12 protein-coding genes are annotated in these 17,017 nt (G+C 71.2%); 4 read left to right on the forward strand and 8 right to left on the reverse strand.

Annotation, left to right across the window (positions count from 1 at the left end; all coding sequences use genetic code 11):
• Positions 1-303: 303 nt before the first annotated feature.
• The gene (cpt, locus tag ABZV93_RS28405; protein ID WP_354941952.1) at positions 304-900 is read left to right on the forward strand and encodes a chloramphenicol phosphotransferase CPT; all 597 of its coding nucleotides are present in this window, start codon (positions 304-306) and stop codon (positions 898-900) included.
• Here the strand turns inward: cpt and ABZV93_RS28410 are convergent.
• A complete protein-coding gene (locus tag ABZV93_RS28410) occupies positions 873-1,523 on the reverse strand; it encodes a DNA methyltransferase (RefSeq protein ID WP_354941954.1) in 651 nt (216 codons plus the stop codon). The genes cpt and ABZV93_RS28410 overlap by 28 nt on opposite strands.
• A 113-nt stretch (positions 1,524-1,636) precedes the next feature.
• Here ABZV93_RS28410 and ABZV93_RS28415 point away from each other — a divergent pair, with 113 nt between their 5' ends.
• Positions 1,637-2,476, forward strand: a complete 840-nt coding sequence (locus ABZV93_RS28415; protein ID WP_354941956.1) for an RNA methyltransferase — start codon at positions 1,637-1,639, stop codon at positions 2,474-2,476.
• Positions 2,477-2,482: 6 nt separating this feature from the next.
• Here ABZV93_RS28415 and ABZV93_RS28420 read toward each other — a convergent pair whose 3' ends face one another.
• From ABZV93_RS28420 to ABZV93_RS28430, 3 genes are all read right to left on the reverse strand, one after another.
• Positions 2,483-3,316 carry a hydrolase gene (locus tag ABZV93_RS28420; protein ID WP_354941958.1) on the reverse strand — a complete coding sequence of 278 codons (834 nt, stop codon included), beginning with the start codon at positions 3,314-3,316 and terminating at the stop codon, positions 2,483-2,485.
• A gap of 71 nt (positions 3,317-3,387) precedes the next feature.
• Positions 3,388-4,458 carry an acyl-CoA desaturase gene (locus ABZV93_RS28425; RefSeq protein WP_354941960.1) on the reverse strand — a complete coding sequence of 357 codons (1,071 nt, stop codon included), beginning with the start codon at positions 4,456-4,458 and terminating at the stop codon, positions 3,388-3,390.
• 136 nt (positions 4,459-4,594) lie between these two features.
• Complete coding sequence (locus tag ABZV93_RS28430; protein WP_354941962.1) at positions 4,595-5,440, reverse strand: (2Fe-2S)-binding protein; 846 nt, start codon at positions 5,438-5,440, stop codon at positions 4,595-4,597.
• 101 nt (positions 5,441-5,541) lie between these two features.
• Between ABZV93_RS28430 and ABZV93_RS28435 the strand changes: the two genes are divergently transcribed.
• Complete coding sequence (locus ABZV93_RS28435) at positions 5,542-6,630, forward strand: zinc-dependent alcohol dehydrogenase family protein (protein WP_354941964.1); 1,089 nt, start codon at positions 5,542-5,544, stop codon at positions 6,628-6,630.
• 15 nt (positions 6,631-6,645) lie between these two features.
• On the opposite strand, the gene treY is transcribed toward ABZV93_RS28435, so the two are convergent.
• Both treY and treZ read right to left on the reverse strand, forming a co-directional pair.
• Complete coding sequence (gene treY / locus ABZV93_RS28440) at positions 6,646-9,156, reverse strand: malto-oligosyltrehalose synthase (protein ID WP_354941966.1); 2,511 nt, start codon at positions 9,154-9,156, stop codon at positions 6,646-6,648.
• Positions 9,153-10,988, reverse strand: coding sequence for a malto-oligosyltrehalose trehalohydrolase (gene treZ / locus ABZV93_RS28445; protein ID WP_354941968.1), 1,836 nt, complete (start codon positions 10,986-10,988; stop codon positions 9,153-9,155). The genes treY and treZ overlap by 4 nt, the downstream gene beginning before the upstream one ends.
• A gap of 182 nt (positions 10,989-11,170) precedes the next feature.
• Here treZ and ABZV93_RS28450 point away from each other — a divergent pair, with 182 nt between their 5' ends.
• Entirely contained in the window at positions 11,171-12,391 is a 1,221-nt protein-coding gene (locus tag ABZV93_RS28450; RefSeq protein WP_354941970.1) for an FAD-dependent oxidoreductase, read from the forward strand.
• A 27-nt stretch (positions 12,392-12,418) separates the two neighbouring features.
• Here the strand turns inward: ABZV93_RS28450 and ABZV93_RS28455 are convergent, their stop codons facing one another.
• Complete coding sequence (locus ABZV93_RS28455; RefSeq protein ID WP_354941972.1) at positions 12,419-13,483, reverse strand: ribonucleotide-diphosphate reductase subunit beta; 1,065 nt, start codon at positions 13,481-13,483, stop codon at positions 12,419-12,421.
• A gap of 23 nt (positions 13,484-13,506) precedes the next feature.
• Entirely contained in the window at positions 13,507-16,563 is a 3,057-nt protein-coding gene (locus ABZV93_RS28460) for a ribonucleoside-diphosphate reductase subunit alpha (protein WP_354941974.1), read from the reverse strand.
• Between the last annotated feature and the right edge of the window lie 454 nt (positions 16,564-17,017).

Consider the following 17,017-nt stretch of genomic DNA (forward strand, 5'->3'; position numbering starts at 1 on the left):
GCCCCCATCTGGGCGGCTTCCACCGAGGTGGTCGGGGTGGACAGGGCCTCGTCGAGTCCGGCGCGGATGGTGGCGATCGCAGCCCTCAACCGGGCGACGGCGCCATTGCCGCCTGCGCCGGGAAGCCCCTGCGTCGAATACATGTTCGAACTCTACAGGCTGCCACCGACAGCTCACCCGTTGTCCACAACGCGACCCCGAAAACACGCCGATCCGCCACCTGTGGACAAAAACCTGGCACGCGTTCACGCGCGCGCTAAAGGTCGGGAGGCACATCCACAGGAGTTGCCCTAGCATGCCGGGATGTCCTTCCAGGTCGTTGTCCTGAACGGCGGGTCGAGCACCGGCAAGTCGTCAATCGCAGCGTGCCTGCAGTCGATCCTGCCCACGCCGTGGCTGACCTTCGGAGCCGACACCCTGGTGGACGCGATGCCTCCGTCCCTGACGAACGCGGACGGCGGGATCGGGTTCGGAGCCGACGGGGAGGTCACCACCGGAGAGGTGTTCAGAGCACTCGACGGCGCGTGGAGCCTGGGGATCGCGGCGATGGTGCGTGCCGGCGCGCACGTGATCGTCGACGAGGTGTTCCTCGGCGGTGCGGCGTCCCAGGAACGCTGGCGTACCGCGCTGGACGGCCTTCCCGTGCTGTGGGTCGGCGTCCGCTGCGACCCCGACGTCGCTGCGGCCCGGGAGGCCGCCCGCGGTGACCGCATCGCCGGGATGGCCGCGTCCCAGGCGCTGCTCGTGCACGAGGGAGTGACCTACGACCTCGAGGTCGACACGTCCACGGACAGCGCGCTGGAGTGCGCCCGGGTCATCGCCGCAAGGGTCGCCGAGGCCGAAGCTGAAGCTGAAGCCGAGACCGGCGAGGCTCAGGACCGACGGAACACCAGGCAGTAGTCGTTGGTGTACCACTCCTCGGGGTCGTCCCAGTCCAGGACGACCTCCTGGTCGAACGCGAGCACGCGCGACAGAGCGGCACCCACGTCCCAGGCCAGCGGCGAGACGCCCGTGTCGGTGCGCAGGTTGGACACGTTGACCACCGCGCGCGACTCGGGTCCGCGCAGGAGCCGGCCGATCACCGCGTACACCTCGGTCAGCTCGTCGAGGTAGCGGCCGTAGTCGCCGTCGTCGGTGCGGTACCCGTTGAGCGGGTTCTCCGGGTGGTCCGACCTTGTCATGTACGGCGGGGAGGTCATGGTGAAGTCGACCGGCGGCAGGTCGAGCTCTCCGAGCGCCCGGGCATCCGCCTCGATGATCGCCGACGGGTCACGCAGGCGTTCTCGTACGTACGCGACCCGGCCCGGCAGGATCTCCAGCCCGACCGGCCGCCGGCCCAGCTTCTCCGCGACGACCAGAGTGGTCCCGAACCCGGCGAACGGGTCGAGAACGACATCGCCGGGCGAGGTGTACGCGGTGAGGAACGCCTCGACCAGTTCCTCGGAGAAGCGGTCGTCGTCGTCCTCGTCGGAGGCGCTGTCGGTCCGGCGAACCCTGGCGGACAGCGGCAGGACGGGCTGCATGCGCTCACATTCTCACAGCGCCGATCGCCCCTGCATCTCCTGCTGCCGTGTCCCGGTGCCCGCCGCGCAACCCGCCCGGGTCCGGCCCGCGCGGCCTGCGGCAGACTGAGGCCGTGTCGGCGATCGTACGGCTGGAGTCGGCCGAAGACCCTCGGCTGGGCGACTACGCCAACCTCAAGGACGTCACCCTGCGGCGGAGCCTGGAGGCAGAGCACGGCCTGTTCCTCGCCGAGGGGGCGAAGGTCATCCGCCGGGCGGTGGCCGCCGGCTATCCCGTCCGGTCGTTCCTGCTGAGCGAACGCTGGCTGGACGGCCTGACCGACCTCGTGTCCGCCGGCGGCGCCCCCTGCTACGTCCTGCCGCCGGACCGCCTGGAGGAGGTCACCGGCTTCGCCGTCCACCGCGGCGCGATCGCGTCCATGGAACGCCGCCCGCTGCCCTCGGTGGCCGAGGTGACCGCGCACGCGCGCCGGATCCTGGTGCTCGAGGACGTGGTGGACCACACCAACGTGGGGGCGATCTTTCGCGGTGCGGCGGCATTCGGAGTGGACGCGATCGTGCTCGCGCCGCGGTGCGCGGACCCGCTGTACCGCCGGTCGGTGAAGGTGTCGATGGGCACCGTCTTCAGCATCCCGTACGCCCGGATGACCAACTGGTACGACGGTCTGGAGGAGTTGCGTGCCGCCGGCTTCCGGCTGGTGGCGCTCACCCCGGCCGACGACGCCGTGGACCTCGACACCCTCGCGACGGGAGGCGGGAGCGGCGATGGGGCCGAGCGGCTGGCCCTGCTGCTCGGCACCGAGGGCGACGGGTTGTCGGCGCGGTGGCAGGGCCAGGCCGACGTGCGCGCCCGGATCCCGATCAGCGCGGCCGTCGACTCGCTCAACGTCGCGGCCGCCGCGGCGGTCGCCTGCTACGTGCTCACCAGGGACGTCCCGCCGCGGTCCGCGTGACCCGGCTCAGGTGTCGGCGTCGAAGTCGCCGCTGACCCAGCCGACGTACCGGTCGGCGGACCGGCGTACGGCACCCTTCGCGTCCTCCTCCACGACCGCGCCGAAGTTGCCGTACAGCCGCTCGAAGTCGTACGGCTCCACCCGCTCGACGATCCGGCGCACGGCAGCGGCGGACAACGGGATGGTGTTGGGGTAGCTGCGCATGAACGTCACCCACCGGCGGTCGGTGACCGGGGCGATCGTGTCACCGCTGAGCAGGATTCCCCGACCGCCCGCGCCGGCCGCCCAGATCACGACCGAGCTGCCCGGGAAGTGCCCGCCGGCCTGGACGAGCGTGACGCCGGGCAGCGGTTCGTGCGTGCCCGACCACAGGCGTACCACCTCGTCGGTACGTCCGAGCCAGCGCTGGTCGGCCTCGTTGACGTACACGGGTACGCCGCCGAACGCGTGACTCCACTCCACCTGCACGCCGAACATGTGCGGGTGGCTGGCGGCGATCGCTGCCACCCCGCCGAGCGCGGAGATGGCGTCCACCGCGTCCTGGTCGACGAAACCGGTGGGGTCCCACAACAGGTTGCCCGCCTCGGTCTGCACCAGCAGGGAGACCTGGCCGATGCCGACGGTCGGTTCCACGCTCACCCGGTGCAGACCCGGCTCGTGCGGGCCGACCGGCTCGACGTGGGTGCGGTGGCCCGCGGCCACCCGCTGCTTCGTGGTCGTCCACGTCTGCCCGCTCGGTGGGACGTACTGCCGCTCGTCGGTGCAGATCGGACAGGACGGCGGGGGCTCGGGGGTGTCGGCGTACTCCACCGAACAGGTGCCACAGATCCAGTGCGTCATGGGCTCCACCTTAGGAACGCGACCGGCCCGCGGCATCGGTCCGCGGGTCGTGCGTGTCTACGTCGCAGGTCCTACGACTGCCTCCGGCCGGCGCGCAACGGAGCGCCGACGCTGTGCAGGTGCCGCAGCGCCTGGGCGTAGGAGTCGACCAGGCCGGGCTCCTGGTAGGCGATGCCGCGTTCGGCGCAGTAGGCCCGCACGATCGGCTGTGCCCGGCGCAGGTGTGGCGACGGCATGCTCGGGAAGAGGTGGTGCTCGATCTGGTAGTTGAGCCCGCCGAGCGCCACGTCGACCAGGCGGCCGCCGCGGACGTTGCGGGAGGTGAGCACCTGCCGGCGCAGGAAGTCCTTCTGCTGTTCCGGGGTCGGTGCCGGCATCCCCTTGTGGTTCGGGGCGAACGTCGAACCGAGGTAGAGCCCGAAAACCGCCTGGTGCACCAGGCAGAACGCGAACGCGAGGCCGGGGGAAAGGGTGAGGAACAACGCTGCGACGTACGCCACGGTGTGGGCGGTGAGCAGGACCGCCTCCCACCGCCGGGTCCGCAGTCCGGGCCGGGCAAGAGCGCGCACGGCGGACACGTGCAGGTTGAAGCCCTCCAGGGTGAGCAGCGGGAAGAACCAGAACGTCTGCCGGCGGCCGATCATCCGGGTCACGCCGCGACTGGCCCGCGCCTGCTCGGCCGACCACACCAGGATGCCCGGCCCCACGTCCGGGTCGAGGTCCTCGTGGTTGGGGTTGGCGTGGTGGCGGGTGTGCTTGTCCATCCACCAGCCGTAGCTCATGCCGATGCCCAGGTTGCCCGCGATCAGGCCGGCGAACTCACTGGGGCGGCGGGTGCGAAAGATCTGCCGGTGCGCCAGGTCGTGTGCGACCAGGGCGACCTGGGCGAAGACGACGCCGAGGAACGCCGCAACCAGCAGTTGCGCCCAGGTGTCGCCCAGGAGACCGAACACCACCCAGGCACCGGCGTAGCAGGCGGTCACCACGGCGGTCCGGGCGGCGTAGTAACCGGGCCGCCGGGCGAAGAGCCCGGCCTCGCTCACCCGGCGGCGGAGCTCGGCGAACTCGCTGCCAGGATTGGGGTTTCGGCTCGCGCGGGCGGTGGCGGCGTCGTCTCGTTCGAAGGCGATGTCTGTGCTCACCTCGCCGAGTCTGTACGGCGGCACGGTCGAGGAGCAGCCCGTGCGCCCCCGGGTCTGCGGTGAGGCCAGCCCTACCCTGGGACGCGCCTGGGGGCCTGTCTGAGGGTCTGCCCCGGCCCTGACCCTGGACGCAGGGTCAGGGCCGGTGGGCGAGCGCGCAGTCGCCGCACAGCCCGCCGCCGGGTACGCGGTAGTAGAGGCAGCAGCTGCGGCGCCGGAACTCCGGCATCCCTGTGCCCGCGCCCGAAGACGTTACGAGGTTGAGGATTCCGGCGTCCGCAAGCGGAGGTTGACGCAGAGCCCCCTCGGTGAACCCGGACACCTCGTGGACGAGGCCGGGTCGTGCCCGGGCAAGGACACCGAGCGATCCCACGAGCGCGGACGCGGCGTTGCCCCACAGCAGCGCTTCGGGCAGCGAGACCTCGGCCTGCACGGCATCCACCAACGGTGTCAGGTGAGTATTGACGACCGTACGGACGACCAGTAGTGCAAGGCGGTCCGCGTCGGGTTCGTCCACCTGCGGGTGAAACTGCTGGTCCGGGTCGTGGTGCCGATCCGGATCGAGCAGGGCAACGCGTGCCGGGTCGGTGCGCCACGCCGCGGACGAGTCGTCGAGCCGCGCCCACGTCGAGCCGGGAGCGAGCACCGGCACCCGTCGATGCAGCAGCGCCACCGCGACCACCGGTGACCACAGGCGCGCCGCCATTCCCTGGAACAGGATCGAGGCGCCGACCCGGACCTCGGTGGTGCCGAGCCGGTCCGTCGTGTGCGTGATCGCCCCACCCAGTGCCGCGTGGCCGGCGTACAACTGCTCCAGCGACACCGGTGCGCAGCCACGGGAAGGCCCAGGCGGAAGGCCGCGGGGGAGGTCGGTGGCCACGGTGAAGTACGCCCCGACCGTGCCGGCGTCGGCCAGCAGGTCCTCTGTCTCCTCGCCGCCGATCAACGCGAGCCTCTCGTCGTACGTCTCACCGCGTACCACCTCATCATGCGCACCTCGTCGCGTACGCCCGATCCCGTACACCTCGGCACGATTCCATCAGGCCGGCGGTGCGATCCCGGCCGCCGGGGGAGAATCGGTCCATGACGGATCCGAGGTCCCCGGCCGCTCCCGGCGGCCTGCCCGCGACCATGCGGGCGTGGGTGGTCAGCGAGCCGGGCCGGCTGGAACCGGTCGAGCTGCCCGTCCCCGAGCCCGCGCCGGAGGAGTTGCTCGTGCGGGTACTTGCATGCGGGGTGTGCCGGACCGACCTGCACGTGCGCGACGGCGACCTGCCGCCGCACCGCTCGCCGGTGGTGCCCGGCCACGAGATCGTCGGGGAGGTGGTCGCGACCGGCGCCGAGGCGGCCGCGGCGGGCGCCGGCCCCGGGAATCTCGGTCCGCGCATCGCCGAGGTCGCCCGGATCGGAGGCCGGGTCGGCATTCCCTGGCTGCGCCACACCTGCGGGAAGTGCAGGTACTGCCTGCGCGGCCAGGAGAACCTCTGCCCCAACTCCCGTTACACCGGCTGGGACGCCGACGGCGGGTACGCGGAGTACGCCACCGTCCCGGCCGCCTACGCCTATCCGCTGCCGGGTGACCGGTTCGCCGCGTACGCCGAGCAGGAGCTCGCGCCGCTGCTGTGCGCAGGAATCATCGGCTACCGCGCCCTGCGCCGAGCCGACCTGCCCGCGGGCGGCCGGCTCGGCGTGTACGGCTTCGGCGGCTCGGCCCACCTCACCGCCCAGGTGGCCGAGGCGGAAGGGGCGAGGGTGCACGTCCTCACCCGGTCCGCGGCCGCCCGCGAACTCGCCCTCGAGCTCGGTGCCGCCTCCGCGCGAGACGCCTACGGCGCGCCACCGGAACTGCTCGACGCGGCCATCCTCTTCGCCCCCGTGGGCGATCTCGTCCCCACGGCGCTGAGTGCCCTCGACCGGGGCGGGACACTCAGCATCGCCGGGATCTACCTCACCGCCGTACCCTCCCTGGACTACGAGCGGCATCTGTTCCAGGAACGCACGGTCCGCAGCGTCACCGCCAACACCCGCGAGGACGGCCACGCGTTCCTCGCGGCCGCGGCCACGCACCGGCTGCGGATCGCCACCACCACCTACCCGCTGGACCGGGCCGACGAGGCACTGGACGACCTGGCTGCGGACCGGGTGAACGGCGTCGCCGTCCTGGTTCCCTGACCGGTCCCCGCGGACTCAGACCGCCGGCTCCTCCTCGCGTACGAGCAACGCCACCGGACGCTGCGCGAGCAGCTGGTCCAGCCGGACCTTCCCGCCCTCGACCCGCTGGCCGGTGAACTGGTCGGTCCAGGTGCCCGCGGGCAGGTCCACGGTGGCCGAACCCCAGCCGCCGGCCGCGGCGAGCCCCGCCGATAGCCGGGTCACCACGGTGGCGACCGCACCGCCGCGCAGGAACCCCAGCGCGTGCGGGCTGGTGGTCTCCAACGGCGTGTAGCTCGCCCGCGGACCGACGAACCGGTCCGGATGCGCGGCCCGGCACCGCAGCGTCACCGCGGTGACCAGCAGCTTCTCCGCGTCCAGGGACCCCTCGTCGGCTCCGGCCTCGGTCACGGGCACAGGCTCGCCCGCGTCCAGCCGGTCCAGCAGCCGGACCCGCTCGGTGAAGTCGACCGGGCGCCGGTTGTCCGGGTCCACCAACGTCAGCGAGCGCAGTTCGGTGCCCTGGTAGACGTCGGGCACCCCGGTGCAGGTGAGCTGGACGAGCTTCTGGCCGAGCACGTTGGCCCGGTCGTACGGCGCGATCGTGTCCACGAACGTGCGGACCAGGCGTTCGACCTTCTCGTCGGCCACCACCGCGCGGGTGAATCCGGTGACCGCCTCGTCGTACGCCTCGTTGGGCTCGGTCCAGGTGGTGTGCCGCTTGGCCTCGCGGGTGGCCTTGGTGACGAACTCCACCAGGCGGTCCGCCTCGATCGGCCAGGCGCCGACGAGGATCTGCCACAGGAGGTACTCCGTCGCCACGTCCAGCGGCTCGGGGCGGTAGCCCGCGGTCGCCTCGCGCAGCGCGGACACCGTGTGCTCCCAGACCGCGGGCAGCTCCGACAGCACCCCGAGCCGGGCGCGGACGTCCTCGGTGCGCTTGGTGTCGTGGGTGGACAGGGTCGTCATCGCGGACGGGTGCCGGGCGGTCGCCCCCGCGGCCCACTCGTGGAAGGTGTCCTCCGGGATCCCGAACCGGTCGGCCGGCGCACCCACCTCGCACAGCGAGACCAGCGGGAACCAGCGGTAGAACGCGGTGTCCTCGATGCCCTTGGCCATCACCGGCCCGGTGGTCTGCTGGAACCGTACGGAGAATTCGTTCTGCAGCTCCCGGGCGCCCACGCTCCGGTGGCTGCCGAGCGCTGCCCCCACGAGGAAGTCGATCTCCTCGGCCAGGTCGGGCGCGGCGCTGGTCGCCCGGGCCGCCGCGGCCCGCACCGTCTCCTCCGCCTCCGGTGCGAGTGGCTCGCCCGGGTGGACGTAGGCGCGGTAGACGTCGAAAGCCACCAGGAGTTCGCCCAGCGCGCGGGTCAGCCGCCGCCGGGTGAAGTCACGCAGGTTGATGTCGTGCTCGCCCATGGCCATCACGAGCTCGACCAGGCGCACCACCTCCGCGGCCAGCACCTGGTCGACGATGTAGCGCTTGGCCTCGTCCACGACCGGCTGGAGGGTCTCCGGCTCGCCGGTGAGGGAGGTCCACAGCCGCAGCAGCGGAGCGGCGCCGTCGGGGTCGACGAACAGCGACTGCACCCGCCACAGCGCGTCGTACCCGGTGGTGCCCGCGCACGGCCAGTCGGCGGGCAGCGGCTCCTCGGCCTCGAGGATCTTCTCCGCCGCCACCCAGGCGTCGCCGGTGGCCTCGGCCAGCCGGCGGAGGTAGCCGCGCGGGTCGGCCAGCCCGTCAGGGTGGTCGATGCGGTAGCCGTCGATCTTGCCCGCCCGGTGCAGCCTCACCAGCAGGTCGTGACTGGCGGCGAACACCGTCGGGTCCTCCACCCGGATCGCCGCGAGGGTGTCGATGTCGAAGAACCTGCGGTAGTTGAGCTCCTCGTCGGCGATCCGCCAGAACGCCAGCCGGTAGAACTGCTTGTCGAGGAGCTCGTCCAGCGGCAGGTGCTCGGTGCCCGGGCGGACGGGGAAAACGTGGTCGAAGTAGCGCAGGATCGGCGCGCCGTCGTGCTGGTCGAGCCGGATCTCACCGCGCTCCAGGCACGGGCCGATCCGGTCGCCGAGCACCGGCATCAGGATCGCTCCGTGCCCGGTGCCCGACTGCAGCGACCAGTCGACGTCGAACCAGCGGGCGTACGGCGAACTCGGCCCGTCGCGCAGCACCGCCCACAGTTTGGCGTTCAGGTGCAGGGGAGTCGGCACGGCCATGTGGTTGGGCACGACGTCGACGACGACACCAAGCCCGGCCTGGTGGGCCGCCTCCACCAGCCGGTCGAACGCCGGCTGTCCGCCGAGGTCGGCCGACAGCCGGGTGTGGTCCACCACGTCGTAGCCGTGGGTGGAGCCGGGGGTGGCCTGCAGGATCGGTGAGAGGTAGAGGTGGGTCACGCCGAGCCGGGCGAGGTACGGCACGACGGCCGCCGCCGCGTCGAAGTCGAAGTCCGGCTGGAGTTGCAGGCGGTATGTCGAGACGACGTTCGCGCGCGAGCGCCCGGGCGCGGGGGCGTACGGCTCGAGGTCGTGCTCGGCGGCGCTCAAGGCCGCAACCCGACGATCGCGAGGGAGTGGCCGGGCAGCTGGATCTGGGTCACGTCGTCCTTGTCCGCGGAGTTGGAGCTGGAGTTGGGGCTGGATTCTGCGTGGGGTTTCGAGCCGGGGACGGTGTGGGTGTCGTCGGGGTGCCAGGCGAGTACGACGCCGTCGCGCCCGACCGCCTCGTCCACCACGGCGCCGAGCGGCACCGTCGCCGGAGCGCCGGCGAGGTTGGCGACCACGCCGAGGTCGCCGCGGCGGATCATCACCCAGCGCGCGTCCTCGTCGTAGGTCACCTCGACACGGTACAGGCGGGGGTCGGCGAGGCCGGGCAGCTCACGGCGCAGGCGGATCAGGGTGGTGTACCAGTCCAGCAGCCGGGCGCCGGCCTCCTTCTCCTGCTCGTTCCAGTCCAGCCGGGAGGCGAGGAATGTCCCCTCGTCCTGCGGGTCGGGCACGTCCTCGGGGTCCCAGCCGTGGTCGGCGAACTCGTTGCGGCGGCCGTTGCGGACGGCCTCGGCGAGGTCGGGATCCTCGAAGTCGGTGAAGTACTGCCACGGCGTACGGGCGCCCCACTCCTCGCCCATGAACAGCATCGGGGTGTACGGCGAGGTCAGCAGCAGCCCGGCGGCCACGGCGAGCTGGTCGTCGGTGAGGGTGGCCGACAGCCGGTCACCGGCTGCCCGGTTGCCGATCTGGTCGTGATTTTGCAGTGCGGCGACAAACCGCCAGCCGGCCGTGTGCTCGACGTCGACCGGCCGGCCGTGCACCCGGCCGCGGAACGACGACCAGGTGCCGTCGTGGAAGAACGCCCGGGTCATGGTCTTGGCCAGGCACGGCAGGCTGCCGAAGTCGCCGTAGTAGCCGTCGCGTTCGCCGGTGAGCAGCGCGTGCAGGGCGTGGTGGACGTCGTCGTCCCACTGGGCGTGGACGCCGAGACCACCGCTCTCGCGCGGCGTCACCGTGCGCGCGTCGTTGCGGTCGCTCTCGGCGATCAGCCACAGCGGCCGGCCGAGGCTCGCGGCGGCCGCGTCCACCTCGTGCGACAACTCCTCCAGGATCGGGACGGCGCGCTCGTCGTGCAGGGCGTGCACGGCGTCCAGGCGCAGGGCGTCCACGTGGAAGTCGCGGAACCAGCCGAGCGCGTTGTCGACGATGAAGGCGCGCACCTCGTCCGAGCCGGGGTCGTCGAGGTTGACCGCCATTCCCCACGGGGTGGCGTACTTGTCGGTGAAGTACGGCCCGAACTCGCTGAGGTAGTTGTGGGCCGGGCCGAGGTGGTTGTAGACCACGTCCAGGCAGACCCCGATGCCGCGCGCGTGGCAGGCGTCGACGAACGTCTTCAGCCCGTCGGGTCCGCCGTAGGCCTGGTGCACGGCGTACAACCCGACCCCGTCGTAGCCCCAGCCGTGCTGCCCGGGAAAGGCGGCGAGCGGCAGCAGTTCGACCAACGTCACACCGAGGGCCGCGAGGTGGTCCAGCCGGCCGACGGCCGCCTCGAGCGTGCCTTCCGGGGTGAACGTGCCGACGTGGAGCTCATAGATCACGCCGCCGGGCAGCGGCGTGCCCCGCCATCCCTGGTCGGTCCAGGCGAAGAGGTCGTGGTCGTAGACCGCGCTCGGGCCGGGCACGCCGTCGGGCTGCCAGCGCGATCGGGGGTCGGGCCGGGACTCGCCGCCGTCGAGGCGGAAGGAGTATGGCGTTCCGTGCGTGGCCTGGTCGACCCGTGCCCGCCACCAGCCGTCACCGGCCGGTGTCATCGGGCCGGCCGAACCGTCGACCTCCACCTGGACCTGCTCACGGGCCAGTGGGGCCCAGACCTCGAACGTCGTCGCCATGCCTCGCATTGTGCAGGGTGCGCCGAGTAGTCGCACACGCGCAGTGGTGCCGGTGGTCCGGGGTCGGACCGCCATGAGATTGGGCGGTCGCCCAATCTCGGGTCTATGGTGGTGGCAGGGCTTCGTCGGCCCGCAGTTGGGGGAGACGAGCCGGGCGACGAGCCGGTGAGGAGCGCGGTGTGATGCGTGTGGTGATCTGCGGTGCCGGAATAGCGGGGCTGACCCTGGCCCACCGGCTGGCGGCGGCGGACTGGGAGGTGCTGCTCGTCGAGCAGGCGCCCGGCCCACGACAGCAGGGTTACATGATCGACTTCTTCGGGCCGGGGTACGACGTGGCCGAGCGGATGGGCCTGCTTCCCCGGCTGCGCGAGCTCGGCTACGTCGTCGAGGAGGCCGCGTGGCTGGACGGCGACGGGCGGGTGCGGGCCCGGCTGGAGTACGCCCGGGTGGAGCGGGCGACCGGTGGACGGGTGATGAGCCTGATGCGCCCCGACCTCGAGCGCGCCCTGCGCGAACACCTGCCCGCCACGGTCGAGGTGCGCTACGCGACGAGCGTCCGCGCCGTCGACGACGGGGCCGACGGCGTCCGGGTCGGGCTCACCGACGGCTCGCGGGTCGACGCCGACCTGCTGGCCGGTGCCGACGGCATCCACTCCGTGGTGCGCCGGCTGGTCTTCGGGGCCGAGGAGCGGTTCGTTCGTTGTCTCGGCTTCCACACCGCCGCGTGGGTCTTCCACGACCCGGACGTGCGGGCGAAGGTGGGCCCGAGGTTCTGCCTCACCGACAGCACGGGCCGCCAGCTCGGGCTGTACGCGCTGCGGGACGGCAAGGTGGCGGTGTTCGCGGTGCACCGGTCACCGGACCCCGCCCTGCCGGCGGACCCGCGTGCCGCGCTGCGGGCGGAGTACGGATCCCTGGGCTGGGTCGCGCCGCGCGTGCTGGAGCAGGCCCCCGAACCCGCACATATCTACTACGACCAGGTGGCCCAGACGGTGCTGCCGCGATGGAGCCGAGGCCGCGTGGCACTCGTCGGCGACGCCTGCGGTGCGGTCTCGCTGCTCGCCGGCCAGGGCGCGTCCCTGGGCATGGCCGGTGCGTACGTGCTCGCCGACAACCTCGGCGCCGCGCGGACCGTGGCGGCCGGGCTGGCGGCGTACGAACGGGCATGGCGACCGCTGACGGAGGACAAACAGCGGTCCGCGCGCAGACTCGCGCGGTGGTTCCTGCCCAGGACGCGGGCCGAGTTGGTGGTACGCCGGGCCGGACTGCGGCTTCTGGCCCTGCCGGGCACAGACCGGCTCCTCGCCGGAACGCTCACCGGCAAGCCGGCGCCCGTGCCGTCCGCCGCGGTGCCCTACGACCTGGGCGCCGGCGAGGCGGCCGGCGCCCAGGCGGGGTCGTGACCGGAGCAGAACTCCGCGTCCCACCTCTCAGTCCCAGGTGAGCGCTCCGCCACTTTGGTACTCGATCACCCGGGTCTCGAAGAAGTTCTTCTCCTTCTTCAGATCCATCATCTCCGACATCCACGGGAAAGGGTTCTCGGTCTCGGGAAAGACCGGTGTCAACCCGATCTGGACACACCGCCGGTTGGTGACGAACCGCATGTACTTCTCACACAGGCCCGCGTTCAGCCCCAGCATGCCGTGCGGCAGCGTGTCGCGTCCGTAGGCGACCTCGAGCTCACAGGCCTGGGCCAGCATCCCGCGGATCTCCTCCTGGAACGCCGGCGTCCACAGGTGGGGGTTCTCGATCTTGATCTGGTTGATCGCGTCGATGCCGAAGTTCAGGTGGATCGACTCGTCCCGCAGGATGTACTGGTACTGCTCGGCGATACCGACCATCTTGTTGCGCCGGCCGAGGGACAGGATCTGCGCGAAGCCGGTGTAGAACCACATCCCCTCGAAGACGACGTAGAACGCTACCAGGTCGCGCAGGAACGCCTGGTCGCGCTCGGGTGTGCCGGTACGAAACGACGGATCCTCGAGGTGCCGGGTGTATTCCAGCGCCCAGGTCGCCTTGTCGGTGATCGAGGGCACCTCGCGGTACATGTTGAACAGCTCGCCCTCGTCCAGGCCGAGGCTCTCGCAGACGTACTCGAACGTGTGCGTGTGCACGGCCTCCTCGAACGCCTGGCGCAGGAGGTACTGCCGGCACTCGGGGTTGGTGAGATGCCGGTAGACCGCGAGGACGATGTTGTTGGCGACCAGCGACTCCGACGTGGCGAAGAAGCCGAGGTTGCGTCTGATCATCAGCCGCTCGTCGGCGGTCAGCCCGTCCGGTGACTTCCACAGGGCGATGTCGGCCTGCATGGACACCTCGGTGGGCATCCAGTGGTTGTTGCAGCCGGCGAGGTACTTCTCCCACGCCCATCGGTACTTCAGGGGCAACAGCTGGTTGACATCCGCGCGCGCGTTGATCATCGCCTTGTCGTCCACGCTGACGCGGGCCGCGTGCCGGTCGATGTCTCCCAGGCCGGTCGGATCATTGTCGTTCATGGTTCTCCACCCCTCGGGCGCGCTCACTGGCAGGCTTCGCAGTCGGGATCGCTGATCACACAGAACGCGGTGTCCGACGGCGGTGGCATCGTGATGCCGGCCGGTGCGAGGTTGGGCATCGGGGCGACGACCGGCACGACGGCCGTGGCCGCCGCTCCCGGCCCGCCGGTCACGCCGGCGCCCGCCGGCTGGCCCACGCCGGTCGGTGACACCGCGTTCAGCTTCCCGTCCGTGCCGCGAAGGGTGCTCTTCTCCACGTGCGTGGCGCTCTGGGACCGCAGGTAGTACGTCGTCTTCAGCCCGCGGCGCCAGGCCAGGCGGTACAACGCGTCCAGTTGCAGGCCGCTCGGTGAGGCGACGTAGAGGTTCAGCGCCTGGGCCTGGTCCAGCCACTTCTGCCGTCGGGCGGCGGCCTCCACCAACATTGCCGGATCGACCTCGAACGCCGTGGCGTACAGGGCCTTCAGGTCCGCCGGCACCCGGTCGATCGGGGCGACGCTTCCGTCGTAGTACTTCAGGTCGCTCACCATCACCTCGTCCCACAGCCCGCGGGCCTTGAGGTCACGGACGAGGTGGGGGTTGATCGCGGTGAAGTCGCCGGACATGTTCGACTTGACGAACAGGTTGCGGTACAGCGGTTCGATCGACTGCCCGACCCCGCAGATGTTGGAGATCGTCGCCGTCGGCGCGATCGCCATCACGTTGGAGTTGCGCATGCCGATGGTGCGGACCTGGCGGCGCAGGCTGTCCCAGTCCAGCCGGCTGGAGCGGTCCAGGTCGAGCTTCCCGTCGCGGGCCTGGGCCAGCAGGGCCAGAGAGTCGATCGGCAGAATCCCCCTGCTCCACAGCGATCCCGGGAACGACTCGTAGGTCCCGCGCTCGGCCGCGAGGTCGCTGGAGGCGGCGATGGCCTCGTAGCTGAAGATCTCCGTCGTGGTGTCGGCGAACTCCACCGCCGCGTCGGAGGCGATCGGGATCCGCAACGTGAACAACGCGTCCTGCACACCCATCAGGCCGAGACCGATCGGGCGGTGCCGCCGGTTGGAGACACCGGCCTGCGGGATCGTGTAGAAGTTCACGTCGATCACGTTGTCCAGCATGCGCACCGCGGCGCGCACCGTCCGCGCCAGGTGCTCGTGGTCGATGCCGTTCGCGTCGACGTGGTTGGCCAGGTTGACCGAGCCGAGGTTGCACACCGCCACCTCGGCCGTGGAGGTGTTCAGGGTGATCTCGGTGCACAGGTTGGACGAGTGCACCACGCCCGCGTGCTGCTGTGGTGAGCGCAGGTTGCACGGGTCCTTGAACGTGATCCACGGGTGCCCGGTCTCGAACAGCATGGTCAGCATCCGGCGCCACAGCTCCACCGCCCGCAGCCGGCGGAACACCCGGATCTCGCCGCGGTCCGCGCGGGCCTCGTACTCGGCGTAGCGTTCGGCGAACGCCCGCCCGTACAGGTCGTGCAGGTCCGGCACCTCGTCGGGGGAGAACAGCGTCCACTGGGCGTCGGCCTCGACCCGTTGCAGGAACAGGTCCGGTATCCAGTTGGCGGTGTTCATGTCGTGGGTGCGCCGGCGTTCGTCACCGGTGTTCTTGCGCAGGTCGAGGAACTCCTCGATGTCGATGTGCCACGTCTCGAGGTAGGCGCAGGCGGCACCCTTGCGCTTCCCGCCCTGGTTGACCGCGACCGCGGTGTCGTTGGCGATCTTCAGGAACGGCACCACACCCTGGGACTGGCCGTTGGTGCCCTTGATGTAGGCGCCCATGCCGCGCACCGGCGTCCAGTCGTTGCCCAGCCCGCCGGCGTACTTCGACAGCATCGCGTTGTTCCGGATGCCGGTGAAGATGCCCTCGAGGTCGTCCGACACCGTGGTGAGGAAGCACGACGACAGCTGGGCCCGGGTCGTCCCCGCGTTGAACAGCGTCGGCGTGGAGCACATGAAGTCGAACGACGACAGCATCTCGTAGAACTCGATCGCCCGTCGCTCCCGGTCGTCCTCACGCAGCGCCAGCCCCATCGCCACCCGCATGAAGAACGCCTGCGGCAGCTCGAACCGCGTACCCTCGCTGTGCAGGAAGTACCGGTCGTAGAGCGTCTGCAGCCCGAGGAACTGGAACGCCGGGTCCCGGTCGGGCCGCAGCGCGGCGCCCAGCCGGTCCAGGTCGAACCCCCCGAGCTCGGGGTCGAGGAGCTCCAGCCGCACCGCGCGCTCCACGTAGTCACGGAAGTACGCCGGATAGCGCGGGACCATCTCCTCCTGGCTCGCCTCGTCGGGCCCGCCGCTCAGGAACGACAGTGCCTCCCGGCGCAGCTTGTCCAGCAGCAGCCGCCCGCTGACGAGGGAGTACTCCGGGTCGGTTTCCACGAAGGTGCGGGCGGCCATCACCAGGGCGAGCTCGAGTTCGTGCTGGCTCATCCCGTCGTAGAGGTTGCGCGACACCTCCGTGAGCACCGACTCGGCAGAGGTGGCCGGCAGCCCGTCGCAGGCCTCCTCGACGATGCGGGTGAGCCGTACGTCGTCCAGCGGGTGGAGTTCGCCGTCGGTGCCCTTGACGTGCATGGTGACCTCGGCGGGTTCCGACTCGACGACGGGTTCGCGCTCCAGCCGGGCGCGAGTGTGCTCCTCGCGGTAGAGGACGTACGCCCGGGCGACGCGGTGGTTGCCCGACCGCATCAGGGCGAGCTCCACCTGGTCCTGGATGTCCTCGATGTGGAAGATCCGGCCCAGGTCCGGATGACGGGTCAGGGAGGCGACCACCTGCCGGGTGAGCAGGTCGACGGTCTCGTGGACGCGGGAGGACGCACCGGCGTCGGGCCCCTCGACCGCGAGGAACGCCTTCGCCATGGCCACCGCGATCTTCGCCGGGTCGAACGGCGAGATGCTGCCGTCGCGGCGGACCACCTGGCGTTCGTCGGTGTCCGGAGCAGGCGGCGGCGGTGGTGTGCCCGCCGGCAGGGAGCCGATCGCGGAATCGGCGACGCTGTCGTACGGGGTGTGCGTGTCGTGCGTGGGGTCGGTGGCGGATCGGGTCAGGCCGGATCCGGCGGCTCCGTTGGCTTCGGTGCCGAAGTGGGTGGACACGGGCTCTCTCCTCGCGAGCGGAATGACGTCAGCCTCCGGCCGCGAAAGGCGAGCGGGATCGACCGGCACCGGTGGTTCGGTGTCGGGTCGACCCAGGCCTCAGGCAGGTCACGCGGGGGGCGTCGGGCTCACTGCGCCCGTACCCGCACTGCATGACCATTTACCCTCGCGGCCGTCGGATCGGCGTACGCCCGGGTGAGGGCGCGCACCGACGGCAGGGCAGGAGCTTCGCCGGCAGCCGCGGGGTAGCGTCGCGCGTCACGCATCCGCCGCGATCACCAGCACCGCGAGACTACATGTTGTGGTCCAAGATTCGCTGCAACCCAACATCCGGTGTGTCGCCGCATTGAGGAGTGCGACGTTCCCGGCGTCCGACATGGGACGAACGCTGTCGCCCCGAACCGATGATCATTACTGTGCGAGCACCCGACGGAGGCGACGAAGGGAACCGCTC

The sequence above is a fragment of the Actinopolymorpha sp. NPDC004070 genome (assembly GCF_040610475.1).
Taxonomy (GTDB): domain Bacteria; phylum Actinomycetota; class Actinomycetes; order Propionibacteriales; family Actinopolymorphaceae; genus Actinopolymorpha.

What these genes read in the sequence shown, in the direction of transcription:
- cpt (WP_354941952.1), top strand. Translation starts at nt 304, where the DNA reads ATGTCCTTCCAGGTCGTTGTCCTGAACGGCGGGTCGAGCACCGGCAAG.
- ABZV93_RS28410 (WP_354941954.1), bottom strand. Translation starts at nt 1,523, where the DNA reads ATGCAGCCCGTCCTGCCGCTGTCCGCCAGGGTTCGCCGGACCGACAGC.
- ABZV93_RS28420 (WP_354941958.1), bottom strand. Translation starts at nt 3,316, where the DNA reads ATGACGCACTGGATCTGTGGCACCTGTTCGGTGGAGTACGCCGACACC.
- ABZV93_RS28435 (WP_354941964.1), top strand. Translation starts at nt 5,542, where the DNA reads ATGACGGATCCGAGGTCCCCGGCCGCTCCCGGCGGCCTGCCCGCGACC.
- treZ (WP_354941968.1), bottom strand. Translation starts at nt 10,988, where the DNA reads ATGGCGACGACGTTCGAGGTCTGGGCCCCACTGGCCCGTGAGCAGGTC.
- ABZV93_RS28450 (WP_354941970.1), top strand. Translation starts at nt 11,171, where the DNA reads ATGCGTGTGGTGATCTGCGGTGCCGGAATAGCGGGGCTGACCCTGGCC.
- ABZV93_RS28455 (WP_354941972.1), bottom strand. Translation starts at nt 13,483, where the DNA reads ATGAACGACAATGATCCGACCGGCCTGGGAGACATCGACCGGCACGCG.